The organism is Streptomyces sp. NPDC050806, from assembly GCF_055586425.1.
In genome coordinates, this window is record NZ_JBVJIF010000008.1 from 25,642 (window position 1) to 50,565 (window position 24,924).

Genomic DNA, 24,924 nt, shown 5'->3' on the forward strand with positions numbered 1-24,924 from the left:
CGTCCGGTCAGGCGATGTGCTCGGTCTCCATCTCCTGGCGGAAGCGTCCGCGGAAGTCGCGCACGTACGTCCGCAGGTAGTTCTCGCTGAGCGGTCCGACGCCGTCCCTGCCGGTGACGCCGTAGTTGTTGAGCAGGTACCGGGAGAACTGGTGCGGGTCGGGGAAGTCGTTCTTCTCGGCCACGTACGAGCGGTACGCCACGTAGAACTGCTCATCGCGGGAGAGGCCGTCGGGCAGCGTTTCCACGGGTGGCTCGGGGACGTACTCCGGCTCGAAGCCCGGCTCGAACTCCGGCTCGGGTCCGGCTGCCGCCCGCTGCCCGGGGGCCGGGACCGGCGCGCCCGCGTTGCCGAGCGGCCGGCTGCGGCCGGGACCGACGGGGACGGTGAGCCGGTCGGCGGTCCCGTCGGGGGCGGGGAGGGGCTCCTGGTGGGCGGGGGCGGGCTCGCCCGCAGCGGGGGCGGGCGCGGGCACGGGAGCGGGCGCCTCGGCTTGCCGGACCGCCTCCGCTTGCCGGACCTGCCCGGCTTGCCGGCCCGGCTCGACCGGCGTCGGGTGCTCCCGGGGCGCGGTGTCGAGCCCCGCCGGGTCGAGTGCCGCCGCATCGTGTCCCGCCGTGTCGCGCAACGCCGTGTCGCGCAACGCCGCATCGTGCCCCGCCGGGTCGAGTTCGGCGCGGCGTACCGGGCTCTGCGGGTCGCGCGCCGGTTCGAGTCCCGCCGCCGCGAGCCCCGCCGGGACCGTCTCGGCCAGCGGCACCCCGTACCGGGCCAGCCGCAGCGGCATCATCGCCTCCACCGGTGCCTTGCGCCGCCACGCGCGCCCGTACCGGGACCGCAGCCGCGCCTGGTACACCAGCCGGTCCTGCTCCAGCTTGATCACCTGCTCGTAGGAGCGCAGCTCCCAGAGCTTCATCCGGCGCCACAGCCGGAACGTCGAGGCGGGCGCCAGCAGCCAGCGGGAGAGCCGGACGCCCTCCATGTGCTTGTCGGCGGTGAGGTCGGCGATCCGCCCGACCGCGTGCCGGGCCGCCTCGACCGCGACGACGAAGAGCACGGGGATCACCGCGTGCATCCCGACGCCGAGCGGGTCGGGCCAGGCCGCCGCGCCGTTGAAGGCGATCGTCGCGGCCGTCAGCAGCCAGGCGGTCTGCCGCAGCAGCGGGAACGGGATGCGGATCCAGGTCAGCAGCAGGTCGAGGGCGAGGAGAACGACGATCCCCGCGTCGATGCCGATGGGGAAGACGTAGGAGAAGGCGCCGAAGCCCTTCTGTTCGGCCAGTGCGCGGACCGCCGCGTACGAACCGGCGAAGCCGATCGCGGCGATCACGAGCGCGCCCGCGACGACGACACCGATGAGTATTCGGTGCGTCCGGCTCATCCGCATCGCGGCCACCCGCGATCCCTCCCCGCACTCGGCTGACTGGCGCGCCTAGCCTGGCACACCTCAACGGCCGGGAGCGGGGAGGGCCTCAGGCGTTACCCGAGTGGTACGGCGGAGCCGGGGCCCATGGGGCGGGTATGTCCTACTTGTTCGCCTGGGCGATCGCGTTGACGGCCTGCTTCGCGGCCTCCTCCGAGTCCTTCACCATCTCGTCGCCGTCCGGCGCCTTGGCGCCGGCCAGGCCCGCGCCGTTGAAGTTGATGGTGACCACGGCGTTGGCGGTGCGGGCGACGAGCGTCTGGTTCTTGAAGTCGTTGCCGTCCTTCTTCAGGTCGTACGTGACCATGGTCGCCTGGTCGCCGATGTCCTTGGCGTTCTCGCTCTTGACGTTCTTGGCGCCCTTGGTGGTCTTGGCCGCGTCGACCTGCTTGTTGAAGAAGCCGCCCGCGCGCTTGTCGCCGGAGCCCAGGGCGGGGTCGGAGTCGTAGCGCTGCAGGTTGACCGCGAGCCAGCGGAACTGGGTGCCGTCGATGCCGCCCTTGCCCTTCCGCTCCTCACTGCTCCAGGTGCAGGTGCCGTGTGCGGAGGTGTCGCTGCTCTTGCCCTCCTCGCCGCTCTCGTCCTTCACGGCGGGCAGCATCTTCTTGACGCGGTCCTTGGTGATGGCCTTGCAGGGGTCGGGGAGCTTCTTGTACTTGCCCGGTGCCACCTTCGGCGAGGAGCTCGGGGCCGCGGACTTCGAGGCTTCGCCCGAGTCCTTGCCGGAGTCGTCGGAGCAGCCGGCGACAAGCATCACCGGTACGGCTGCGCAGGCGAGGTAGCTGGCGAGTCGCTTGGCTGAACGGTGCATGGTTCCTTCGCTTCATCGTCGTGCGAGCGGCCGTTCCGCGCGCAGGGCCCAGGTGGCCCCTGGGTCGCACGGTACGCGGCGGCCGGGCGCCGGTGGCCGATTCACGTCGTTACTCGCCGACGGTAACCGGTCACGGGGACCGGTACCGCTCATCCGGTCCAGTGCGCGGCGAGCTCCGCTGCCAGCTTCTGGGCCTTTTCCTGCAGCTCACGACGGTCGGGAAGGACCGAGGTGTCGGTGGACCACTGGTCGTACTCAATGGTGACGATCACATTCGACGACCGGAAAACGACCGTGATGTCGCGGTGTACGCCGGAATCCGCCGTGACCAGTGCGTCGTCCAGGAAGGCGGCGTCGCCCAGGTCGACGAGCGGGCGCGGCGCGAGGCTCGCCGCCGCGTCGGGGGACTCGTCGGAGGAGCCGGGGGAATCGGAGGAACCGGTCGGGTCGCTTTCGCCCGTCCGGGTGCCGGACGGCTGCGTGGCGTCGCCGGAGCCCTTGCCGGGGGTCCGGCCGGCGGTCTCGTCGTCGCCCTTGCGGTGCGCCGACGGGCTGCCCGACGGGTCGGCGGCGGCGCCCTTGCCGCCGGCGGGACGGTCGCCGCGTTCGTCCGCGGCCCCGGTCCCGGACGACTGCTCGCCCTTCCCGGTCTCCCCGTCCTGCGTGCCGCCCTGCTTCTCGTCCTGCTTGCCGTTCGACCCCTTCTCGCTCCCGGTCGGGGACGGCGTCCGCACCGGCGGGGTCTTCGCCGCGTCGCTGGGGATGTGGGCCGCCAGCTCCTTCTTCGCGTACAGCTCCTGGGCCTTGTCGTCGTCGCTGGCGGCTCCGTCGTACGACACGACGCGCTGCAGGTCGACGGTGAGGTGGCGGCTGCCCTCGGACGTCTCGCGCTTCCAGCGGCAGCCGACCCGGCGGTCGGTGTCGAAGGTGATGTCGGCCTGGCCGCGGTAGACCTTGTCGGCCTCGGCGGGGGTCTCCGAGGCGCCGCCGGTGGGCAGCAGGCTGCGCAGCGTGCTCCGGGCGGGCAGTCCGCAGGGCTCGGGCAGCGAGTCGAACTGGCCGGGCTCCGCGACCGGCGCCGAGGACGTGCTGTCGCCGCCCTTGGAGTCGTCGGCCCCCGCGTCGGCGTCGGAGCCGCCGGAGCAGCTGGTGAGGAGGGTGGCCAGCGCCACGGCCGCCGCCACCGCGGCCCCTCGTACGGACGACCTTCGCTGCACCGTCACCGGCTCCTTCCGTACGAAATCCGGTTGCCGCCCAGCAGCGGCTGATGGACACAATGTCTACCGCACGCATCGCCGCGCATGCCGGTCCGCCGTCGTTGATCGGGTGCTTTGTCCGCGTTTTGCGTTTCCGCGCTTTTGTGCGTTTTCTATTGTTCCGGGGGAATGGGGAAGTCATGTCGTACGTGGAAGTGCCGGGTGCGCAGGTACCCATCCGCATGTGGACGGATCCGGCCACGGTCGAGGGCGTCGCGCTCCAGCAGCTGCGCAACGTCGCGACCCTGCCGTGGATCAAGGGCCTCGCCGTGATGCCCGACGTGCACTACGGCAAGGGCGCCACGGTCGGCTCGGTCATCGCGATGCACGGCGCGGTCTGCCCGGCGGCGGTCGGCGTCGACATCGGCTGCGGTATGTCCGCGGTCAAGACCTCCCTCACGGCGAACGACCTGCCCGGCGACCTCTCCCGGCTCCGCTCGAAGATCGAGCAGGCCATCCCGGTGGGGCGCGGGATGCACGACGACCCGGTGGACCCGTCCCGCCTGCACGGCCACGCCACGGCCGGCTGGGACGACTTCTGGACGCGCTTCGACGGCATCGCCGACGCGGTCAAGTTCCGCCAGGACCGGGCGACGAAGCAGATGGGGACGCTCGGTTCGGGCAACCACTTCATCGAGTTCTGCCTGGACGAGAACGACTCCGTCTGGCTGATGCTGCACTCCGGCAGCCGGAACATCGGCAAGGAGCTCGCCGACTTCCACATCGGCGAGGCCCAGAAGCTGCCGCACAACCAGGGCCTGGTCGACCGCGACCTCGCCGTCTTCATCGCGGACACCCCGCAGATGGCGGCGTACCGCAACGACCTGTTCTGGGCCCAGGAGTACGCCAAGCACAACCGCGCGATCATGATGGCGCTCTTCCAGGACGTCGTCCGCAAGGAGTTCAAGAAGGCCCGCCCGACCTTCGACCCGGTCATCTCCTGCCAGCAGGAGGATGCCGAAGGTCAGATGAGGACCGTCGAGTACCGCCCTGGCGTGATCAGCTGCCATCACAACTATGTCAGCGAAGAGCGCTACGAGGGCATGGATCTCCTCGTCACCCGCAAGGGAGCCATCAGCGCCCGGGGCGGTGAGTGGGGCATCATCCCCGGCTCGATGGGGACCGAGTCCTACATCGTCCGCGGCCTGGGCAACGAGAAGTCCTTCAACTCCGCCTCCCACGGCGCCGGCCGCAAGATGAGCCGGAACGCCGCGAAGAAGCGGTTCTCCACGAAGGACCTGGCCGAGCAGACGGCCGGCGTGGAGTGCCGCAAGGACTCCGGCGTGGTGGACGAGATCCCTGGCGCGTACAAGCCGATCGGCAAGGTGATCGAGCAGCAGCGCGACCTGGTCCAAGTCGTCGCCAAGCTCAAGCAGGTCATCTGCGTGAAGGGCTGAAGTTTAGGACTGCACGTGACCGACAGCCCTCGCGCCGACAACGGCGCGGGGGCGTCTGCCGCATCCAGAGTTGTGGTCGGCAAAGCGTGAGCCGGGGCATCCCGCAGGAGACCAAGCCCATAGGCCAGTGTGGTGAGTCTGGTCAGGCCGACAGGTCTTCTGCCGCCTCTCCAATCTCATGGGAGGAGACCTGATCTAGGAGGGAGGCGCATTGGGCCAGTAGCTGGTCGTAGGTCATCACTGTGATGCCGTGCATCCTGCTGTTGAGCCCATGCAGCGCATGCAGCTTGGGCTTGTCCCAATCCTGGGATCGGCCGATTACGACCACGGCCCGTGGGTGGTAGGCGGTGATTTCCGGCCGGTCGGGCAAGCCGTGCTGAGCTGCTCGATGCAGGGTGTCAAGGTATCGGTGACATTGGCCGATGGCCTTGGCAGTGTGCGCGGACCAGTACCAGTTGCGATGGGTGTTGTCGTAGAGGATGACATCCATGTCTGGGCGCTTCAGTTCGAAGATGTCCCGCAGGCCGCTTGCTGTCGACTCCATGAGCAGGTCAACCGAGTCGCCGATGCCGATAACCCTCTGATCATCGCGTGCCACGTACGCGTTTCCAAAGGCCCAGGAGTGGCGCTCACACCAGCTCTGGTAGACGTCCTCCTTGTTCCGGCCTTCCCGAAGGTTTTCTTGTAGCTCTGTCACCGCTTCGCGGAGCTCGCCGATCCTCACGACAGCGGAGAACGCCTTCGCGAGTGTCACAGGGTCGACGTGCCGGGCCACCCTGCTGGCAAACCGTCGACCTTCGAGGGCCCCACCAATCGCCCTCACGGCATCATCGGAGATGTCCGTTTGTGAGCGCAGTTCGTCGGCCCGAAGGATCAGGTACTGGCCGTCTTCCTCCTGCTCAGCCACGGCTAGCGACTGGGCAATGTGCCGTTTGAGTATCGTCAGGTCGGCCGAGCTCAGAGTGATGTCGCAGTGCTCGCCGTTCCGCTTGTCCGTGCGTATGAGCTTCATGGACAGCTCGGAAGCGGAGTTGTTGTGCGGGATGAAGTAGGGCAGTGCCTCGATCCGCACATGAGTCGTGTCTCTGATGATCAATCGGTCACCGTACGAGACGGCGCCCGAAGCCGCAGGGCGGCGGTCGAAGAAGACGGGTTCGTCCTGATCCATGAGCGCATCTTGAGCCAAACCCTTACTGCATGCGAGCAAGTTGATGAAAATGGAACATACCTGCGATCCGGCAGCGGTGTGTCGCGCCCATGGGCTGGCTGGCGTCTGGGCCTTTCGGGCGGCTGGCCGGCCGCGGTATCCGTGAGCCAATGCCGCAGGACGGGGGCGTCCCCTTGTCCTGTAAGGCAGCGCAACCTGGTCCAGGTCGTCGCCAAGCTCAAGTCCCTGTGTGCTGGCAACGGCGCGGGTGCCTCTTCTCTCTGACCTCTGGCCGATTTGAGTCGTAGGCGTGGGTCGCTGGGGGGTGGCTGCTGCGGGTGCAGCGCCTTGATTTGTACCCTTTCCCTGCAGTAATGCCCCTTTGGTGGCAGTATGAAGCGTATGAACTTAGAGGGGATTGTGGCAGTAACCGGAGCTATCGCATCCTTACTTACTACTCTTGTTGCCTTCCTTGCCGCCAGGTGGGGAATGCGTGGGGCCTATAGGGGCGCCGAGGCGACCTCTATCGCAGGCCGCAGTCAATCTGAGGCCGTGGTCGAGGCGGTTCATCGGCAAGGGTGCAATGAACGGGAGCAATCGGCGCACAACCTGCGTCGAGATTCTTATACAGAATTCTTGCGTGCTTCCGATGCGCTGGCTCGAACGGTGAATAGGCTACCGAAAGTCGGTCATGAGAAGCGTGAAGAGATGCTTTCGCAGGCGGCCATGGCTATGGACGAAGCATGCGCGCGAATTCAGGTGGCCGGGCAAGTGTCCGTGACTGCGCAAGCGGAGAAGGTCTGGTTGCGTTGCCGCCATCTGGAGCGGTTAGCTCTACGGAGGGCGGTACTGAGGGCGGCACTGAGTTCCTTGGAAGACGGCTGGTGCCCAAAGAATGCCGAATTTTGCGAAAATCCCCATCACGGCTTCGCTTATTCTGCATGGGAACTGTTGATTGATTGGGGGCGCATGGAGGACGAGGAGCGGTGGGATGGCCTCGACTTTTTGGAGTTTTGTTTAAAGGAAAGTCGATCTCTTTCCGATGAGAGCGTAGGTCAGGTGCTCAATGTGGCGAATAAGACTGCGGGTTGGAGTGACATGATCGGTGGATGGGTCCGCGACCCGTTGTATGAGCGCTTCTATGAGGCTCGTTCGAAGTTCGTTGCCGCTGCACGTCGTTCCCTTGCCGAGTCCGCTCACTGACGCCAAGCTGCAGCTCGGCGTCAGCGTTGCTTCCACCTCTGAGAACGAGCCCTTGCATCGCTTCCAGCAGGAGGATGCCGAAGGTCGGCTGAGGACCGTCGAGTACCGCCCTGGCATGATCAGCTGCCACCACAACTATGTCAGCGAAGAGCGCTACGAGGGGATGGATCTGCTGGTCACCCGTAAGGGAGCGATCAGCGCCCGCGGTGGTGAGTGGGGCATCATTCCCGGCTTGATGGGGACGGATTCCTACATCGTCCGCGGTCTGGGCAACGAGAAGTCCTTCAACTCCGCTTCCCATGGCGCCGGCCGCAAGATGAGCCGGACGCCGCGAAGCAGTGGTTCTCGACGAAGGACTTGGAGCAGCAGACGGCGGGTGTGGAGTGCCGTAAGGACTCGGGCGTGGTGGATGAGATCCCGGGTGCGTACAAGCCGATCGGCAAGGTGATCGAGCAGCAGAGGAACCTGGTCCAGGCCGTCGCCAAGCTCAAGCCGGTCATCTGCGTCAAGGGTTGACGCGGTGCGTACAGCCAATCGGGACAACGGGATGGAGTAGGACGATGGCGCAAGGGGATCTTGATGCGACACTGGAAATTTGCCGGGCGCCGCTTCGTGATTTTGATCCTTGGCCGGAAGATGGCGGCGGGTTTGCCCGCTCGGGTCGCGGGGCGCACAGAGTCTCTGTAAAGCCCGAGTTGCTTCCAGTTCCCGTGATTGCGGCTGCGGTTATGATCCTCCTCGTCAGGGCTCAGAACCTTGGTAGAGCAGAAAAGTTGGAGTGGGAATTTCCGTTCCTGTTTCGTGGAAACCAGGCCAGTATCACCCATGAAAAGTTTGGTATTAGGGTCTACTTCGACTCTTCCCGGCTCACCGCCGCTGAAGCGGAGGGCCTGGCATTTGAGGCTGTTGGTAAACTTTCTGCTGCCGCTCGAATGCTGGAGAAGTCGTTGCTGAGAGGGCTGGCTAGAGAAGCGGTTCAGGCGGGTAGCGTTTCCGTCGTTAATCAGGCGCCAAAACTTCGTTCCATGTACGAACATTTTCGGAAACTCGCTCATGAGGCATACGAACCACGGCCGCGGAGTGCTCGCGACGATCAGGGTGTGGCAGTAGCCATCAAGGCGGAGATCGAAGCTCTCATTAGGCCCCGCCAAGAGGGTTTCTACTTCTCTGTAGCCATGGTGAATTCGTACTTCAGCCTGCTAGAGCACCTGTTGGTGCTGGTCCTTCCGGATACGGACTTCGACCCACGCGGCGAATCATTGACAGACTTTATTGGGTCTCGTCTGTTCGAAAAATACGATCGAGTGTTCCAAGTTGGAGATGACTCTTCGAGGCTCAGGCATAAGCTCTGGGAGGTTGCTGAGACGTGGAGAAACCCGTACAGTCATGGTGGTTTTGACAAAGGGGGTGGGGCGCTCTACTTCGATCTAGGTGGGATTGGGTTCTCGCCCGTAATTCTTTCAGATATTAGAAGCCATCCGACTTTCTCTCTCTTTCCGGGGCGTGAGACCTCGCTTGATGAGACCTGCCGGATTTTCGATGAAGTGGATGCTTTTCTCCGGTCAGGGCCGGTCGAGAGAGGGATGGTATGGGTAGATCGAGGTCTGAGCGTGTCCTTCGACGAGGCGCGCCTTGCAGAATTCAGGCACGCTGCGCGAGACGGCGATAAGTTCGCTCAATTTGTTGACTATCAAGAAGAAATGCTGGATCGAGCCCAGAACATGGAGTGGTAGCCCCCTGTCGTATTCACTGGGGGCTGCTTTCCCCGTCGCGTGCAAGCCGATCGGCAAGGTGATCGAGTAGCAGCGCGACCTCCTCCAGTCGTCGCCAAGCTCAAGCAGGTCAACTGCTTGAAAGGCGGGGCCCAGCACTACACGTGCCCGAGTAAGCCCCGGACTACAGCGGTCCGGGGCTTACTGGTGCGTGTGCGGCAGGCAATGGGGGGTGTGCCTGCCTGCTCCCTCTGGGCTGGGTATCGCGTCAGTTCAGGGACTTCTCGATCGCTTCGAAGATGTCGGCGTCCGTCTCCTGCTGCCACGCGGGGAGGTCGGACCAGTCGGCGACGTAACCCGGCTTGGGGTCCTCGAAGTGCTTGTACATCTGGGCCGTCCAGCACGTCGCAACGAAGCGGCTCTTCTGCTCGCGGGACAGGCGTGAGGCATGGCCGCCGCTCGTTTCGAGGAACTGGCGAACCTGCTCGTAAACGGCTCCCGCGGCCTGGCGCTCCCACTCAGGGGTCTCATCCCACGGGGTCACGTAGCCGGCCTTCGGTTCGCCGGGGAAGTGTTCCCGCACGCCTGCGATCCACGTCTCCCGGAACAGTCGGGCGCCCTCGGTCTGCGACATGCTTACCCCTCTCGTCACATCGTGCTCAGTGCGCCGATCTCCGCTCCCAGGCTGGCCACACGGCCGTCGCGGGCCAAGGGGCCGAACTCGGCTCGTAGGCCCTGAAGTCTACGGGCGACGTACCCCGAGGAAGATTCCCGAGCGAGTTGCAGCGCCTGGTGGCCGAAGGTGATCAGCTGGTCCGGGTCGCGACGCTTGGCTCCGATGGCGGCGAGGTCGGTCAGCACGGCTCCGCGACGGCGGAACGACTGTCCCTCTGCAAGGGCCCCCTGGGTCAGAGCGGCCTTCAGCGCCTTCTCGGCAAGGTCGAGACGCCCGAGTTGTACGTACCGGGCACCGCGCTCCTCGGCCAGGCGTGAGCCGTCGAAACGCAGCCACCCGCCGTTGTGGCCCGGTGCGCCGAGGTCCTGGACCCGTTCGGCCTCGTCGAGTGCGCGCTCACAGGCCGTGAGGTCGCCGATGCCGGCGTACGCCTCGGCTTGCACGGAGGCGACCCAGTGGCGAGTGGAGAGCGAGCTGTCTCCCCGCTTGGCGATCTGCTCGGCGGCTGAGAGCACGTCGGCGGCTGCTTTGTACCGGCGCTCATACACGTCTACGTACGCGTGCCGCACGAGCGCACAGGCCCAGAGGTCGAAGGATTCTGCGTCCTTGCTCGCGGACGCGGCGAGCGTGTACGACGCTGCAGCGTCCGTGTAGCGGTTACCGTCGAAGGCGAGTTCTCCCGCGAGCTGGAAGAGGTCGCCCGCGGCGCTGCACAGTTCCCGCGCCTCTGCGTTCGACCGGCCACTGAGGTGCTTGTTCAGCGCTGTGAGCTGGTCGCGGACGATTGGGTACACGGTGCCCTTGGTCCGGGCGAGTTGGTACACCTGCCACAGGTGCTCGTTCATTCGCCGGAAGTCGGCTGAGGAGCCTCGTTGCACCCCATCCGCCAGGGCTGCGGCATCGTCGACGGGCAGTGCGGCAAGGGCGCCGGTGACGGCGATTGCGCGCAGAAATTCACGTCGGATCATGTCGTCGAGTTCCCCCGGGCCGTGACGGTCGCTGGGCGGCGCCCCTGTGGACTCCTGGAGGGCATCTTGGGCCGGCGTCATCAGGGCGTTGAGTTCGGCAAGGTCGACTTGCAGCACCTCGGCCAGCTTTGGCCGTAACGGCGGCTGAGGCACGGTCTCCCCACGCTCCCAGCGACCGACCGTTGTGCGGTCCACGCCGAGTTCATGGGCGAACTGTTCCTGACTGTAACCCAGGGCTTTCCGCCGCTCAGCCAGTCCCATGCCGGCCCCCTTCGTGCTCATGCTGCCTCTTCTACCTAGGCGGCACCTTGCGCGCATCGTGCGTGCATCAAGAGTGCCGCATGGATGCCACAAAGGTGCCGTGGAGCATTCCACCCCAGCGCGGTTCCCTTGTTGCTGTCACCAACAGGAACGGGCCTAGATCCAGGCCGAAGGGGACTGACATGGCAGACGTACCGCGTGAAGCGTCCACATCCAGGCCGCTCGCCAACACGGGCGCGACGCTCCGCATAGAGGTGGGAAAACTGGTGCGCGACGAGGCGACTGGTCATGTCGGTGAACTGCGGGATGTGGAAATGGACCCTGACCCATCGGCCCCTCGTGAGCTGGTGGCATTCATCCGCCCTGTGGGCGGCGGACTGGAGTGGACCACGAGTCCTGCTGATGTGACCGTTCTGGGCGAGAGGGAATCGTGAGTCCTTCCCCTGCGATGCCTGGTGTCGCGGTCCCATCGGACACGTCGTGGCCGCCTACAGCGCAGACGGACGACGCAAACGAGTGGGTCACGGGTCGGTGCTGGCTCTACTGCCGCCGTGACGAAGTACGGGTTGTCTGGCTCGGGCCGGTGAAGGTGCCCGGTGCGGACGGAGACCTCTACGCCTGTGCCATGTGTGCGGCTGAGCTTGCGCACATGGTTCGCACCTCACTCCTGCGCAAGGACCGACGGCAGACGGCCGTCTCTTCGGACACGCTGCGTGTCCCTCTTCGGGGCGCTGTCTGACGCCTCTCGACTTCCAGTCATGGGGAGAGCCATGTCTGATTCCGGTGAACCTCCGCCGTGTGAACACCCGGGCGACGTCGTGGTGATCGACGGCAAGAAGTACTGCGGTTGCTGTCGGCAGCAGATCTACCTGTGAGTGCAAGGAGCAGTGAAGTGGACAGAGCAGAGGTGCTGGAGAAGACGGTTGTCTATGCACACAGCGTGCGCATCGGTGACTTGGTGACGGTGCTCGGCGTACAGCGGCAGGTGCAGGACATGCGCGCGTTGTCGGGTCAGCGCAAGCGTCTGATCTTCACCGATGGCGGAGCGCTGACACTCCGCCCCGATAGGCCATTGACCGCCAGGCGGGCCGTGCAGGCAGCGCGGCAGGAGCCTGTCGAACGCTTCACCACTTGAGATTCCCGCCCCGGCCTCCGTGACGGACAGCCGGACGTCGGGGCGGGATTTCAAGTAGCCGGTTGGTGCCGGCCTTGAGCATCACCCATGGCGACCGATTCGGGTCAGGGTCGCACATAACCACATACGCGAGACCGGACCACCCCTCGCCTGGCAGCTTCCGGGGTGGTCCGGCGCGAAGTCCCTGATCAGGACCTCGGTGCCGATGGTACCGGGGCCTTTGGCGTGCCCTCGTGACGGTCGGCCGTGAGGAGAACCAGCCACGAGGGAAGGGCAACGATGGGGCGCCAACAGCAGGTTGAGGTGCGTCAGGCGGTTTGGACGCGCGCCACGGAAAGTCAGCCACGACGGTGGGGGCGCCGAACGTCCAGGCGCGCGTGTGCTTCCCTGCACCACCCACTTTCATCAGCCACGCCATCTGATTTTGAAAACGTCACGGCGGGGACTGTCCACCGGGCCTTCCGATGGGCCGACGCCGGGGGAGTTGCCTGGGACCTGGCCGGCCTCTTCGGCATCGGAGGCGTAGGCCGTGGTCGGCTGCTGCGCTCGGCTGTTCGCGGCGCGGGCTGCGCCTGCCCTGCTGGAACGTTCGAGTTCTGTCGGGAGCAGGCAGGCTCGCTGCTCTGCCCATGCGGCGCGAGCGGCGGGGCAGCGGCGAAGTGGGGCGGGAGACAGGAACGAAGCGGCGGCACGGCCGCCGCGCCGCGCGGCCCGCGACAGCGGGCCGCCTTGATCCAGTACAGAAACTCTTAACAGCTCCGGCACGGCAGGGAGTTGCCCGTACTGCGATCCTCCCAGTGCGGCAGCCGATATGCGCGCTACACGGCTTACGTCTGCACGAAGTAGGACTTGGTTCACCGTCAGGATGACTTCGCAGGCTGCCTATTAAGTGGAGGGGGCGCGACTCCTTGGTGGCGAGAGCGGCCGGGGCCTCCCTCCTGCATGACTCTGCGCATGAATTCAGCATCTGCTGTCACATCTGGCGCTGCCCCAGCCCTTGTTCTTGGTGAGGCACTACGAAGCCATTGCTGTCCGCTGTGGCGGGGACCGGTGCTGGCGCCGAAAGAATCTATCCACAGGCTGTGTGTGGTCGGATGCCTGGGTGCGTCTATCACGGAAGTCCCGGTTCGCCCAACCGGCGATTTTCCGGAGCATGGATCGCCTTGACCGAGGTGTCCGACAACAGTGATGTGCTGTTCGTAGAGAGGCGGAAGCGAGTGGGAGGCGGGGTTTTGCTGTGAGGTCGACCGAGAGGCTTTGTGCGGGAGAAGGCGGAGGAGAGAGTGTCGTTCCCTGCGAGGAGCCTGCGGGATTGCGCAGTGGGGGCCGGCCCGTACTTACCGCGCCCGGTGGCGGCTTACCACGGCGATCGTGCCTGGCTCGTTACTCCGATGCGCCGATGTGGTGAGCGACGTGGTGAGGGCTCAGGGGCTCATTGGGATGGAAGCGAACGACTCAGAGAACGGGGATATGCACGGTGAATGAGAGTGACCTGAAGCTGCTGGCCGCGATCGTAGAGGAGACGGGCCAGCTGGCTCGGGATATGGCAGAGGTGCGGGAGCGGGCGGGACAGATCAGCGAGCGTCTTTCTGCTCTAGCTGATGGACCTTGTTCTCAAGAGTCTCGACGTGCTGCTTGAGGGCCTTCAGTTCAGCGGCCATTTCGCGCAGCTGCTCCAGCGTTTGCGTCAGGGCCTGAGTCACGGAAGAGGGAGCCGCTCTACGGCCGGGGGCGGCACTCTTGGTGCTTTGGGTGTACCAGGCGGGCGGCGTGTAGTCGATTGTGAATTCCCCCGTCATTTCGGGGTCGGCGTCCACCTCTGACCACGTTGCGGGGTCCTTGACGTAGGTGCCTCGGTTGGGGACGGAGTAGACCAGTCCTTCTTCCCGGAGTACACGGAGGGCGCTGTGGACGGTGGCGTTCGCGATGCCGAGTTGCTCGCGCAGCTCCCGCGACGAGGGGAGCCGGTCGCCCGGCTTCAGCTTGCCCTCCAGGATCTGCTTGCGCAGCTTGCCGGCCGCCAGCTGGTACGGCGGCAGCGGGTGGTCAGTCGGCATGTCCATACCCCGAGGGTAGCCCGCTCTAGACCAGCCTGAACAGCGAACGCCCGTTTAGGGCGAACGGCCTGGAGCACGAGAGGGCGCCAGGGGCTATTTCGGGCCAAGTCGGACCGTCTTGCCGGGGGAACTGTAAGCAATCTGATCTGGATCGATCCGGATCGCCTTGCACTGATCTGGAGCGTTCGGGTACAACTGTGGTCACACGCACCGCAGCATCGAGCGGCGCAGCAACGAGAGGAATGTGTCAACCATGGCTATGACCCGTATTCGCGTCGGTTTCGCCGCTGACTCCCGCTTCATGGTGGGTATCGCGCCGATGCCGAAGGTCAAGGACCCGGAGACGGGCGAGATCGCCACCGACCGGGAGACGGGCAAGACGCTGTACACGGTGACGCTCTTCCTGACCGAGGAAGGCCGCGCGGAGATGCTGAAGATCACCGTTCCGCAGGGCGGCGTCCCCGAGGACCTGGCGCCGGGCATGCAGGTAGAGCCGGTGGAGCTGTTCGCCACCCCGTGGGCCCGCCTTTTCAACGGCCAGGTCTCCGACGGCGTCGCCTACCGGGCCGCCGCTCTGAAGCCGGTCTCCCACACTGCCGGTGGCCACGCCCCGGACGAGATGGCCGCGTAACAGCCGTAGGCCGCAAGACGAATCGGCCCTGTTAGGCCACCTCTACGAAACGAAGGAGACCTCGTGACACCCCTGGAGGTGTTTGGGTACGCCCCGATCCTGGTCGGGGCGGCCCTCGCCCTCATCGCCATCTGGGCGATCGTGTGGGCGACCCGCTATGCGCTGGCTGATCGGATGACCCGGGCCAGCCTGCGGCAGGCGGTACGTATCCGGCGACGCTGGAAGCGCCTGGCCCCGATGGCGGGGCTGTCGGTCACCGACCGGACGCCCACCGCGCTGGCCTCGCTGTCCACCGCCGACGGCAAGCCGCCCAAGCCCCGAGTCCTGACCCCGGCCATCAAGGTCAAGGCCGACCAGTACGGGGTGATGGTGCACGCGAACTGCCTGCCCAAGGTGAGCTTGAAGGAGTTCCAGAAAGCCGCGCCCTACCTGGCAGACGCCTGGCGCTGTGCGCGGGTCTCGGTGCACCCCGATGGCCCCGGACAGGTCCTCATCCGGGGTGTGCGGGTGGACCCGTTGCTCACCCCGACCACGCACAAGCCCACCGGGAAGCCGCCCGAGGAACTGGCTCTGTGGCGCCTGGGCATGGACGAGTACGCCATGGCGATGGTGGTGACCCTGTCCAACGTGCCCGGCGTGATCGTGGGCGGCCTGCCCGGCTACGGCAAGACCTCCCTGATCAACGGCTTCATCTGCGACACCGCCCCCTCTCTTCTGATTCAGTTCGCCGTGGCTGACGGCAAGGTCTCCGGCAGGCAGGAGGGCGACTATGCCGACCTGGAGGGGCGACTGTTCGACTTCGTGGGCGATGACCTGCGGGACGCGAACGCGCTGTTCCATCGCATGGTGCGCCTGCGACGGGCCCGTCACGCCTCCCTACGCACCTGGGGCAGGCTTCAGGGCAAGCCCCATGCGAAGAACATCTGGGACATCGGCCTGAGCGAGCAGTGGCCGCTGACCGTCCTGATCATCGACGAGGCGCACACTTACTTCCGCGACTACAAGGGCCCGGACAAGAAGTCCAAGGAACTCGCCGCCCTGGCGGCGGAGAACGCCCGGCTGGTGGAGGACTTGGTGAAGAAGGGCCGCAGCGTCGGCATGCTGGTCATCCTCACCACGCAGAAGACCACCGGGGATGCCATCCCCACCTTCATCCGGGACGTGTGCCCGGTCGGCCTGTCCTTCGCCCAGCGGACCATGGAAGCGGCCGTGGCCGCCCTGGGCGATGACATCCGCGACTGGCCCGACGCCCACCCCACCGAGCTGCGGGACCCGGCGTACGTCGGCGTCGCTGTCATGCGGAGCAAGAACCAGACCGGCTTCACCCGCATCCGCACCCCGTACGTGGCCGATGAGGACGCCGCCCGCATTGCCGCGGAAACGGTTCACCTCACGCGCGACCCGTCCGAACTGCTCGAAGAAATCATGGGCCCGGGCGTCTGGGGCGAGGACTGGCTCTCCAAGGCAGCCTGACCGCTGCCGGCCTCCCGTTCCGTCACGACACCTGAAAGGAGGTGAACCCTTATGACTGAGGACCGGATCACTCAGCGCACCGTCACCGTGGTCATGGCCATCATCGCCGCCCTGGCCTTCGTCTTCTCCTTCGGCAACGTCTGGTCCCTCGCGCTGCGCCTGGGTGTGCCCCGGCCCGTCGCGCCGCTGATCGCGCCCATGGTCGACCTGTCCGTGGTCGGCCTCCTGGTGGCCCTGCGCTATCTCTCCCTGCGCGGCGTCCACGCCGAACAGATGAAGGCGGCCACCCGCCTGATGCACGTCTCCGGCCTGCTGACCCTGGCCCTCAACATCGCCGAACCCCTCATCGCCGGACACTACGGCCGCGCCGCCGTGGACGCGGTCGCCCCGCTCTTGCTCCTGGGCTGGGGAGCCGTTGGCCCACAGCTCCTGCGCCACTTCCACACCGTGGCCCACCCGGCCGTGGCCGACGAACCGCACCCGGCCCCCGTCGAAACCGAGGGCACTCCGGCGCCCACCGAGGAACCCCCGGCCTCTGTACCCGAAGACCCAGCTCCGGGCGCGCCAGTCTCTGCGAAGGCTGAACCCGTCCCGGCCCCGGTTCCGGCTGCGCCTCCGGCTACTGCCGAGCCTGCCCCGGCCTCGGCGCCCGAACCGGCGAGACTCGCGCCTGTGCGCCCCACGTCCCGCATGCCGGTGCCTGAGCCGCTGATGGACGCGGCCCGCTCCATCGCCGCCTCCCACCAGGCCCAACACGGCGAACCGATCACGCCCGCCCAGCTCAAGACCCGCCTCGGCGTCGCGCTGCCGCTGGCCACCGCTGCCCACGCCCAGCTCACGGCCTGAGCCCCCGCCGGCCTCCCGGCATCCTCCCCGCCCTCACCGGGCTTCACCCTGCCCCGGGCAGCTGCTGCCTGCCCTCCTGCGCTCAGCGCTGCCCGGGGCTCCTCACTCACGGAAAGGAGCCACCCGCCATGAAGGCGCCCCTGGACTTGCGCCATGTGAAAAGCCCGGCCCTGCGTGACCTGATCGAGCTGGCCCACCTGTCCGACTTCGACCGCGTGACCGAGCAGGTCCGCGCCGTTCGCGGCTGCACCCGCCCCGTCAACCTCGTCGGCCAGACCGCCACCGTTGACCGTGCCACGAACGAAATCCTGCGTTCGTACACCACTGCTGACGAACCCACCGGCCGCCTGCTGATCGCCTGCGGGAACCGCCGCGCCTCCCGCTGCCCCTCCTGCTCCCGCCTGTACGCGGGCGACACCTACCACCTGATCAAGGCCGGGCTGACCGGCGGCAAGACCGTCCCCGACACCATCCGCGCCCACCCCCGACTCTTCGTCACCCTCACCGCCCCCTCCTTCGGCCCCGTCCACAACCGCCGTACCACCAAGGCGGGCACCGTGCAGCGCTGCCGCTGCGGCACCCGCCACGCCGAGGACGCCCCCGAACTCGGTACCCCGCTGGACCCGGAAACCTACGACTACACCGGCGCCGTGCTGTGGAACGCGCACGCCGGAGCTCTGTGGGCCCGCTTCACCACCTACCTGCGCCGCAACCTGGCCGCCCACCTGGGCATGACGCAGAAGGCATTGAACGCGGCCGTGCGTCTGTCCTTCGCCAAGGTCGCCGAGTACCAAAAGCGCGGCCTGGTGCACTTCCACGCCGTGGTCCGCCTCGACGGCCCCGACGGTCACACCACGGAGCCGCCCGCCTGGGCGACCGCCGACGCACTCACCCACGCCCTCGGCGAGACCGTCAGGAACGTGGCCCTCACCGTGGTCTCCGACGCCACGGGGGAGCGCGTCATCACGTGGGGCAGCGAATTCGACGCCCGCGAGATCACCGCCCCCGACGAGGGCGAATGGACCGATCAGAAGGTGGCCGCCTACGTCGCCAAGTACGCCACCAAAGGGGCCGAGGACTCCGGCACCATCGACCGCGCCTTGGCATGCCCGGCCTGCGACGGACGCGGACACCAGGCCGGCACCGGCCGTGTCCCTGCACTGTGCACCTCCTGTGAGGGCACCGGCCAGGCCGAGCCCATCAAGGACCTGCGTGTTGCCGCTCACGTCCGGCAGATGATCCGTACCGCGTGGAACCTCGGCCACCTACCGGAATTCGCCGACCTCAAACTCTGGAAGTGGGCCCACATGCTCGGTTTCCGCGGCCACTTCTCCAGCAAGTCCCGACGCTACTCCACCACCCTCGGCGCTCTCCGCGACATACGCCGCAACTGGCGCAAGCAGCAGGAAGCTTCCGCCCCCGAGGGCACCGCCGCCCCCACCACCGAGACCGACGAAGAGACCACCCTCGTCTTCTCCCACTGGCAGTACCTCGCATCTGGCTACCGCCCCGGCGAAGAACTCCTGGCTGCTCAAGTCCGTCACGAGATCACCGAAGCCCGCAACCAGGCCGCATGCGTCAAGACGGAAGGAGAGATCTGGCGGTGAATGCCGCATCTGAGGCAGCGGACACCTCACAGGGACGCAAGGCGTTCGCCGGCGAGTTGAGCCGTGAGGAGCGAGCATGGATAGCAAAGTGGATCGAGAAGTCGCCCGAGTGGGACTCCGAGCGATGGAACCGCATGGGCCACGTGCTCGGCGTTCGATTCACCTGGTGAGTCCTCGCGTCCTGTCGGGCGACCGCCGGGCACGTCAAGTCGCCCGGTGCAGGCGGCGCCCAAGGGCGAATGAACGGTCGCAGTAGTCACATACCTCGTGTAGGGACCCATTGTCAGACCCCGCCGTTACCCTTCGGAGCGTCAAGTTCGTTGCCTCACAGGGGAGGTCGGGCGGCGTGGTTGAGCGTGACCCACATCGGTACTTCGATCGTGGCCAGCGAAACGTCCTGTACGAACTCGCGGAGGGCCGTTGCCAGCGGTGCAGCGTGGAGCTGACCGGCGGATGGCACGCGGACCACAAGATTCCCTGGGCCGCCGGCGGCCCAACTGCGATCGAAAATGGTCAGGCGCTGTGTGACGCCTGTAACAACAAAAAAGGGACTGACATGCAGTACTCGGACCAGTTTGACCCGCGCCCCTTCCAGCGTGAAGTGCTGTTTCAGGTGGTGGAGCGTATCCGCGAGCGACAGCAGCACACCGTGGTCCTGGCGGCGCCCGGATCAGGGAAGACCCTCACCTACCAGGCGCTGGCAACGGAACTCATCCGAGCTGACCTGATCGACTACGTGGCCGTGTTCGTGCCTCGGACTGCGCTCGCCGAGCAGTGCGAGACGGGCTGGATGGTGCTCGACGCGGATAAGAACGTGCACGGTCTGTGTCATCTCTTCGATCCCGTCAAGAGACTGGGCCGTGTCCGGCACCGGGTCAGTGAGGTACCCCTGACCCTCCCGAACGAACGAGGTAGCGGCTACGTCGCGACGTACAGTGCGCTGGTAACTAACGAAAGCATTTTCCTGAACTGGGCCAGACGCAACGAGGGACGCTTTCTGCTCGTCGCCGATGAGGCGCAGTTCTGCGGCGCTGCGGGCGACCGGGAAGATGGCGGGACCAAGGCCGGTGCCCTGGTCGAAAAGATGAACGAGTACGCGCTGCACACGCTACTGCTGACTGGAACTCCGTACCGGGCCGACAACCAGAGGCTGATCCTCGCTGATTATGAGCCGGATCTGTCTGACCCCCGCAAGATGAACCTGGTGTGCCATGCCGAGGCGCGGTACTCGGACGGAGTCGCGGAAGGCTACTTGCGGACGTTCGAGCTTCACCGGACCGACGCTCGCGTCTCTAAGCGCACTCTCGGCGACCCGGACTCCGGGAGTGGCGACACTCTCCTTGAGTACAACCTGTCCGATGATGGTGATGACCTGGTCCCTGTGCTGCGGGATGAGAAGGTCTGGAAGCCGCTCGTGGACCGCGTCGTGACGAAGGTTCGGGACAAGCAGAAGTTCAGCAAGTATTACCGGGGCCTGATCTCCTGTATGCAGCAGGCAGACGCCAAGAAGGTCCAGAAGTACCTCCAGCAGGAGTATCCGGACCTGCGGGTCGGGATCGCTGTTTCGGCCGACTCCGATGCGCCGCAGGCGTTGGCTGACTTCAAGGTCAAGCCGATGGACATTCTCGTAACCGTCCGAATGGCCTTCATTGGTTACGACTGCCCGCAGATCACCGTCGTGGGCATCTTGACCCACTACCGTGACGGCGGCCACCTGATGCAGCTCGTCGGTCGCGGTCTTCGGGTGTGGAAGGACATGCCTGCCAGGAAGCAGTCCTGCGTGATCGTCGCCCCGAACGACCCCAAAATGGAGGGATTTCTGGCCCTGCTGCGTGAGGAGGAAGAGCAGGGCCTCCGGCTGATTGAGGAGCGCGACCCCACCGAGCCGACGGAACCAGCCGAGCCCGTCCAGCAAGCACTTTCGTTCGTCGAGTCGGCCATCGCTACGACGACCAAGGCCGCCAGCAACGAGGTCGATGTCGAGGCCGACGAGCTTCTCCTGATCGAGGGCTACAAGGTCATGGCGGACTCCGGCGAGGATGCTTCCAAGATCAAGAAGATCCTTGAGATGGCCGGCGTCATGGTGCAGCAGCCGCCGACAGTTCCGCCGCAGCGTGCCGAGGAGCCTCTCCACGAGACGCCGAAGACGGAGAGGCAGCAGATCGCCGACATCAACGCCAGGGTCATGGATGCCGTGAGGAGCTACCTGTATCGGTGCAATGTGAAGCCCGACTCTGCGGGCTACGCGGATGCGGTAACGAAGGCGACGGCGAGGGTGAACGAGTCGGCGGGATACAACGCGTCGCAGGCCAATACCGTAGACAAGGCCAACAAGCGGCTCCGTGTCGCCTTGGCCCTCAAGTAGGAGAGATCATGAGCGTTCACGTCGACTCGAACAGTTACCTAACGGAGGAACAACAGCAGGTATACCAACTCCGGGAGTCCCTGGAGCGGAACGGTGGTACCCCTGTTGGCTTCCTCGGGCTCCTTGCGGCCGTCCTTCGGGATGATGCGTGGCGCAAGATCCCTTCCGGCGTCAACCAGGAGGAGCCGTTCACCGACTTCGCGTCGTTCATCGAGGCGAACCCGCCGTTCGGACTCGGCAGCAGTGTGGAGCATGTCCGCGTGCTCCTCCGGTTGCCTCACCCGCATGAGGGCGTGGCACACGTCCGCGAGGAGATGGACCTCATGCGTGCCAAGATGGCTGAGCTTCTCGGGCCTGCCCCTGATGAAGATCCGATTGTCCGTGACGCTGAGGATTTCGGTGCTTACGCGAAGTCTGGTGGCTGGATCTTCGGCCTCATGGTGGCACGTAGCGTCCAGCCTGGTACTGGGCATGGCGATGAGTCTGAGGTCTTGCCTCGTAGCGATCGTCACGAGATGCGAAAAGTGTCTGCGAAGCGCTTCGCAACTATGGCTGGCACCACTGGGCCGCGAGTGATGCGGTTCTACCGCGCATGGGAACGCGCTGCCGTCGCTGGCGTTGTACCGGGTTTCGATGACCTCGTCCCTGGTCAGACCGTGGAACTGCCCCCCGCGGAGCTGTGGGGTGAATACTTCACCAAGTACGAGCAGAGCACTGACCGACGTGAAAGCATTGCTGAGCAGGCTGAGGCTGCGGGCACGAGCTACACCGAGGCGATGAAGGTCGCCAAGAACCCTGCTGCCCTGCGGACAGCAATCCTCGGCGATCCGAAAACTGCTGAAGCGGCCCGGAAGGCGCTCGTGGACCGCATGGAAGATGACACCGACCTCCAAGCCGCAATGGCTAGGACGGTCGCTGAAGCGCCGGAGCTGAAGAAGGCCGTGGCGACGGAGGCCCGGAGGACCGATCAACTCGCCTACGTTCGCCGAGTAGCTGAGGACGGCAAGCTGAAAACGCCCGCTGGACAGCTCATCGAAGCTCCGGAGAAGGTCAAGTCCGAGGCCGAACGACACCTAGCCGCGATCGAGCACATGGAGGACTCGGACCCGGCCGAGTCAGTCGCCGAGGCGTATGAGGCCGTCCAGCAGCTCATTGTCGAGACAATCGAGGCGAACCCGGAGGCCCAGGCCGCTGAGCATCGGGCCCGCGTTCACAAGGTGCTTACAAGCACAGCCAAGAGCATTGCCGCCGTGGCTGAGGCTCCACTGGCGGCCATCGCTGACGAGGAGCTGGTCCAAGAGGTTACTGAGCTTCAGAAGTCGGTAAACGCGCTTGTCGCCTTGCTTACGCCTAGGGAAGGCGGTCGCTTGAGGGTTATCGACACCAAGGCGGTTTGATCCTCGCCTCCGAGGGATGCCCCCACCGTGAGCTGCCGGCGGGGGCATCGCCGTGCCGTCTTCAGGTATGCGTTCCGACCGTACGCTGACCTCTCCTGTCTTCTCAAAGTGGGGCGTGAGCATTTAGGTCGAGGTCAGCGGTGCCTTCCACAGTGGCTAGTCCTTCCACACCGGAATGATCGTGTCGGGGTCGAACTTGTGAGAGCCCTTCACGCCGGGGAGGACGATCACAGCCTCAAGGGCACTGAAGATGATCGTGCGCCTCTGCTGTAGGTCCATGTCCTTCCACTGGGCCCGTACGTCAGTGACCTCGTGCTTCCGGGTCTCCTGGCGCGCGGCCCACGCCTTCCGCTCGTTGGAGAGGCGCTTGATCTCCGCTTCAACCTTCTTCAGCAGGGAGAAGAACGTGGAGTCACTGATCTCCTCCGCGTGCCACTGCTCCTCCAGCGCACTTTTGCGCCGCTGTGCGGCCTCCAACTGCTGCTCCTCGGTCCACGTCTCTTCGACCGGCTCTCGCTCCGCGTTGCGCTTCTCCAGCTTGGCCAGTACGAGCTGAGTGATCAGCTTGTCGATCGCAGGGCCCTGACGGCTGAGCTTGTCGCAGCCCCCGTCCAGCACTGACCTGCAGCGGTACTTGTGCGTGTTCCGGGCGGGGGCTCCGTGCATCTTCGCGTGGCAGGTCCGGCCGTCCTCCAGCTTTTTGCCGCACCGAAGAAGGCCGGTGAGCAGGTACTTGCGCGGCGTGCGCTTGCCCTCTCCCATGCCGTCCCAGCCGCCGGCACTGCGATTCTTCTCCAGCAGTGCCGTGACGGCGTACCACTCCTTGGGCGTCACGATCGGCTCCCACTTGCCGACAACCGGATTGCCCTCGGCGTCGGCCACCAACTCACCGTTCAGCTTCCGGTAGCCGCAGATGCGCGGGTTGCGGAGAATCTGCTTCACCGTCTGAAGCTGCCAGCTGTTGCCCATCGTCGTCGTGAAGCCCGACTCCACGAAGTTCCACGTCACCGTCGTGATGCTTTTGCCGGAGAGCAGGTCCATGACGCCCTGGCGGACGACTGCGGACTCGCCCGGGTGCAGAGTGAGCTTGTCGTCGTTCCAGCCGAAGGGGCGGCGGCCGGCGACCGGCTCACCTCGTTCTGCGCGGGCCAGGTGGTTCAACCGGGCGCGTCGCTTCTTCTTTTTGGTCTCCGAGCGGGACGCGGCGACGCCCAGCAGTCCGCGGTACTCGGCCCCGTCGCCGTACAGGTCATGGCGGCCGGTGTCGTCGGCGTACACGCGGTCGGGGAGCGCCGTGAAGGAGTCCACGAACCGTTCGTAGGCGTGCGCGCCCCTGTAGAGCCGGTCGTCCGCTACGCACACCACGCCATCGACTGGGTAGCCGTGCTCTGTGGTGCCGTGTTCGAGGGCGTCAACCATGCTGTCGAAGTCGTCGCGGATGACGTTGGCCTTCGACGCCGACTTGTCGTTGTCTATGTAGTGGTGAATGACCACCATTCGGTCGCGCGCTGCGATGCGGCCGCAGTGCCGCGTCTGGTCTTCCACGCCGTGGCCATCACGCTTGTGGCCGTCGTCGGATATGCGGCAGTACGCCACGACCAGGCGCCAGCCGGCCTCCCGCATGGCCTTCGCCTCGTCCAGGCTCGGAGCCCCGGCGGGTATGCCGCGCAGGCCGCTGACCAGGCGTTCGACCTCGGCGGAGGTCATCTTCTTCGGTTGTTCTTCTGCCAGCGTCACGGTCTCTTCCTCTTCCCCCAGCCGTACGGCCCAGCGCGTGAGCCTCCTATGCAATCAGCAACTCTTCTGCCACCACAACTACGTGGCCGAGGAGCGGTACGAGGGGATGGATCTGCTGGTGACGCGGAAGGGGGCGATCCGGGCCGGGAGTGGGGACTTCGGGATCATTCCGGGGTCGATGGGGACCGGTTCGTACATCGTGAAGGGGCTCGGCAACGAGCTGTCCTTCAACTCCGCGTCGCACGGCGCGGGGCGGAAGATGAGCCGTAACGCCGCGAAGAAGCGTTTCTCCACGCGGGATCTGGAGGAGCAGACGCGGGGTGTGGAGTGCCGTAAGGACTCCGGCGTGGTGGATGAGATCCCCGGTGCGTACAAGCCCATCGAGCGGGTCATCGACCAGCAGCGCGACCTGGTGCAGGTCGTCGCCAAGCTCAAGCAGGTCGTCTGCGTGAAGGGCTGATCGCCGGGTCGTCTGTGTGAAGGGCTGAGGAGCGGTCGGGGGCCCCGGACGTGCGTACGCGTCCGGGGCCTCTGGCGTGTGGTCGACCGGGGAACGGGTGCCGGCGCCGGGTGTTGCCCGTGGGTCCGGCTTCCGGGGTCGCGAGCCGCGGCCGCCTGCGCTCCCTGGACGTCGCTGTGCGTATTTCGGTGGTGAGTGGAAGGCAAATCCGTGTGGGGGGGGCGGGATTCCGGCCATACTGCCTGCAGAGTCGTCTCAAGGAGTCGGCTCAAGGGGCAGAAAACCGAAGGATGCCGGTGGACTCGGCACTGGTGGCGGCATCGCGGAAGCTCTCCGTTCCCGTACGTGGGGCCGTGCGGGCT

Annotated in this window: 19 protein-coding genes and 2 pseudogenes; 13 read left to right on the plus strand and 8 right to left on the minus strand. The window is 66.0% G+C overall.

Going from position 1 to position 24,924, the window contains the following annotated elements:
- Positions 1-7: 7 nt before the first annotated feature.
- The 3 genes from ACZ6WH_RS24830 to ACZ6WH_RS24840 all read right to left on the minus strand — a co-directional run bounded on the left by ACZ6WH_RS24830 (position 8) and on the right by ACZ6WH_RS24840 (position 3,451).
- Complete coding sequence (locus ACZ6WH_RS24830) at positions 8-1,381, minus strand: DUF2637 domain-containing protein (RefSeq protein WP_469731370.1); 1,374 nt, start codon at positions 1,379-1,381, stop codon at positions 8-10.
- A gap of 145 nt (positions 1,382-1,526) precedes the next feature.
- Complete coding sequence (locus ACZ6WH_RS24835; RefSeq protein WP_432856335.1) at positions 1,527-2,234, minus strand: DUF3558 family protein; 708 nt, start codon at positions 2,232-2,234, stop codon at positions 1,527-1,529.
- A 149-nt stretch (positions 2,235-2,383) separates the two neighbouring features.
- On the minus strand, positions 2,384-3,451 hold the full coding sequence (locus tag ACZ6WH_RS24840) for a hypothetical protein (protein WP_469730746.1): 1,068 nt from the start codon (positions 3,449-3,451) through the stop codon (positions 2,384-2,386).
- A gap of 179 nt (positions 3,452-3,630) precedes the next feature.
- Here ACZ6WH_RS24840 and ACZ6WH_RS24845 point away from each other — a divergent pair, with 179 nt between their 5' ends.
- Positions 3,631-4,887, plus strand: a complete 1,257-nt coding sequence (locus ACZ6WH_RS24845) for an RtcB family protein (RefSeq protein WP_469730748.1) — start codon at positions 3,631-3,633, stop codon at positions 4,885-4,887.
- A 142-nt stretch (positions 4,888-5,029) separates the two neighbouring features.
- Here the strand turns inward: ACZ6WH_RS24845 and ACZ6WH_RS24850 are convergent, their stop codons facing one another.
- Positions 5,030-6,055 carry a Shedu anti-phage system protein SduA domain-containing protein gene (locus ACZ6WH_RS24850; RefSeq protein ID WP_469730750.1) on the minus strand — a complete coding sequence of 342 codons (1,026 nt, stop codon included), beginning with the start codon at positions 6,053-6,055 and terminating at the stop codon, positions 5,030-5,032.
- Between the two features lie 531 nt (positions 6,056-6,586).
- Here ACZ6WH_RS24850 and ACZ6WH_RS24855 point away from each other — a divergent pair.
- The 3 genes and pseudogenes from ACZ6WH_RS24855 to ACZ6WH_RS24865 all read left to right on the plus strand — a co-directional run bounded on the left by ACZ6WH_RS24855 (position 6,587) and on the right by ACZ6WH_RS24865 (position 8,970).
- Entirely contained in the window at positions 6,587-7,237 is a 651-nt protein-coding gene (locus ACZ6WH_RS24855) for a hypothetical protein (protein WP_469730752.1), read from the plus strand.
- Positions 7,238-7,352: 115 nt separating this feature from the next.
- Positions 7,353-7,753 (plus strand): annotated as a pseudogene (locus tag ACZ6WH_RS24860) (RtcB family protein); the annotation flags it as partial.
- Between the two features lie 44 nt (positions 7,754-7,797).
- Positions 7,798-8,970 carry a hypothetical protein gene (locus ACZ6WH_RS24865; RefSeq protein ID WP_469730754.1) on the plus strand — a complete coding sequence of 391 codons (1,173 nt, stop codon included), beginning with the start codon at positions 7,798-7,800 and terminating at the stop codon, positions 8,968-8,970.
- A 247-nt stretch (positions 8,971-9,217) separates the two neighbouring features.
- Here ACZ6WH_RS24865 and ACZ6WH_RS24870 read toward each other — a convergent pair whose 3' ends face one another.
- Together ACZ6WH_RS24870 and ACZ6WH_RS24875 are read right to left on the minus strand one after the other, a co-directional pair.
- On the minus strand, positions 9,218-9,583 hold the full coding sequence (locus ACZ6WH_RS24870) for a hypothetical protein (RefSeq protein WP_469730756.1): 366 nt from the start codon (positions 9,581-9,583) through the stop codon (positions 9,218-9,220).
- Positions 9,584-9,597: 14 nt separating this feature from the next.
- Positions 9,598-10,854, minus strand: coding sequence for a helix-turn-helix transcriptional regulator (locus ACZ6WH_RS24875; protein WP_469731371.1), 1,257 nt, complete (start codon positions 10,852-10,854; stop codon positions 9,598-9,600).
- Positions 10,855-11,036: 182 nt separating this feature from the next.
- On the opposite strand from ACZ6WH_RS24875, the gene ACZ6WH_RS24880 reads away from it, so the two are divergent.
- Complete coding sequence (locus ACZ6WH_RS24880; protein ID WP_469730758.1) at positions 11,037-11,288, plus strand: hypothetical protein; 252 nt, start codon at positions 11,037-11,039, stop codon at positions 11,286-11,288.
- Between the two features lie 458 nt (positions 11,289-11,746).
- Positions 11,747-11,989 carry a hypothetical protein gene (locus ACZ6WH_RS24885; protein WP_469730760.1) on the plus strand — a complete coding sequence of 81 codons (243 nt, stop codon included), beginning with the start codon at positions 11,747-11,749 and terminating at the stop codon, positions 11,987-11,989.
- Positions 11,990-13,563: 1,574 nt separating this feature from the next.
- Here the strand turns inward: ACZ6WH_RS24885 and ACZ6WH_RS24890 are convergent.
- Positions 13,564-14,052: an SCO5717 family growth-regulating ATPase gene (locus ACZ6WH_RS24890; protein WP_469730762.1), complete on the minus strand. Its 489-nt coding sequence runs from the start codon at positions 14,050-14,052 to the stop codon at positions 13,564-13,566.
- 247 nt (positions 14,053-14,299) lie between these two features.
- Here ACZ6WH_RS24890 and ACZ6WH_RS24895 point away from each other — a divergent pair, with 247 nt between their 5' ends.
- The 6 genes from ACZ6WH_RS24895 (at position 14,300) to ACZ6WH_RS24920 (ending at position 22,365) form a co-directional block, all read left to right on the plus strand.
- Positions 14,300-14,677, plus strand: a complete 378-nt coding sequence (locus tag ACZ6WH_RS24895) for an SCO3933 family regulatory protein (RefSeq protein ID WP_469730764.1) — start codon at positions 14,300-14,302, stop codon at positions 14,675-14,677.
- Between the two features lie 63 nt (positions 14,678-14,740).
- A complete protein-coding gene (locus tag ACZ6WH_RS24900; RefSeq protein WP_469730766.1) occupies positions 14,741-16,150 on the plus strand; it encodes an FtsK/SpoIIIE domain-containing protein in 1,410 nt (469 codons plus the stop codon).
- 51 nt (positions 16,151-16,201) lie between these two features.
- Positions 16,202-16,996 carry a DUF2637 domain-containing protein gene (locus ACZ6WH_RS24905; protein ID WP_469730768.1) on the plus strand — a complete coding sequence of 265 codons (795 nt, stop codon included), beginning with the start codon at positions 16,202-16,204 and terminating at the stop codon, positions 16,994-16,996.
- Between the two features lie 128 nt (positions 16,997-17,124).
- Entirely contained in the window at positions 17,125-18,603 is a 1,479-nt protein-coding gene (locus ACZ6WH_RS24910) for a replication initiator (protein WP_469730770.1), read from the plus strand.
- Positions 18,604-18,949: 346 nt separating this feature from the next.
- A complete protein-coding gene (locus ACZ6WH_RS24915) occupies positions 18,950-20,968 on the plus strand; it encodes an HNH endonuclease (protein ID WP_469730772.1) in 2,019 nt (672 codons plus the stop codon).
- An 8-nt stretch (positions 20,969-20,976) separates the two neighbouring features.
- Positions 20,977-22,365, plus strand: a complete 1,389-nt coding sequence (locus ACZ6WH_RS24920) for a hypothetical protein (protein WP_469730774.1) — start codon at positions 20,977-20,979, stop codon at positions 22,363-22,365.
- 156 nt (positions 22,366-22,521) lie between these two features.
- On the opposite strand, the gene ACZ6WH_RS24925 is transcribed toward ACZ6WH_RS24920, so the two are convergent.
- Entirely contained in the window at positions 22,522-24,102 is a 1,581-nt protein-coding gene (locus tag ACZ6WH_RS24925; protein WP_469730776.1) for a recombinase family protein, read from the minus strand.
- A gap of 55 nt (positions 24,103-24,157) precedes the next feature.
- On the opposite strand from ACZ6WH_RS24925, the pseudogene ACZ6WH_RS24930 reads away from it, so the two are divergent.
- A pseudogene (locus ACZ6WH_RS24930) lies at positions 24,158-24,562 on the plus strand (RtcB family protein); the annotation flags it as partial.
- Positions 24,563-24,924: the final 362 nt, after the last annotated feature.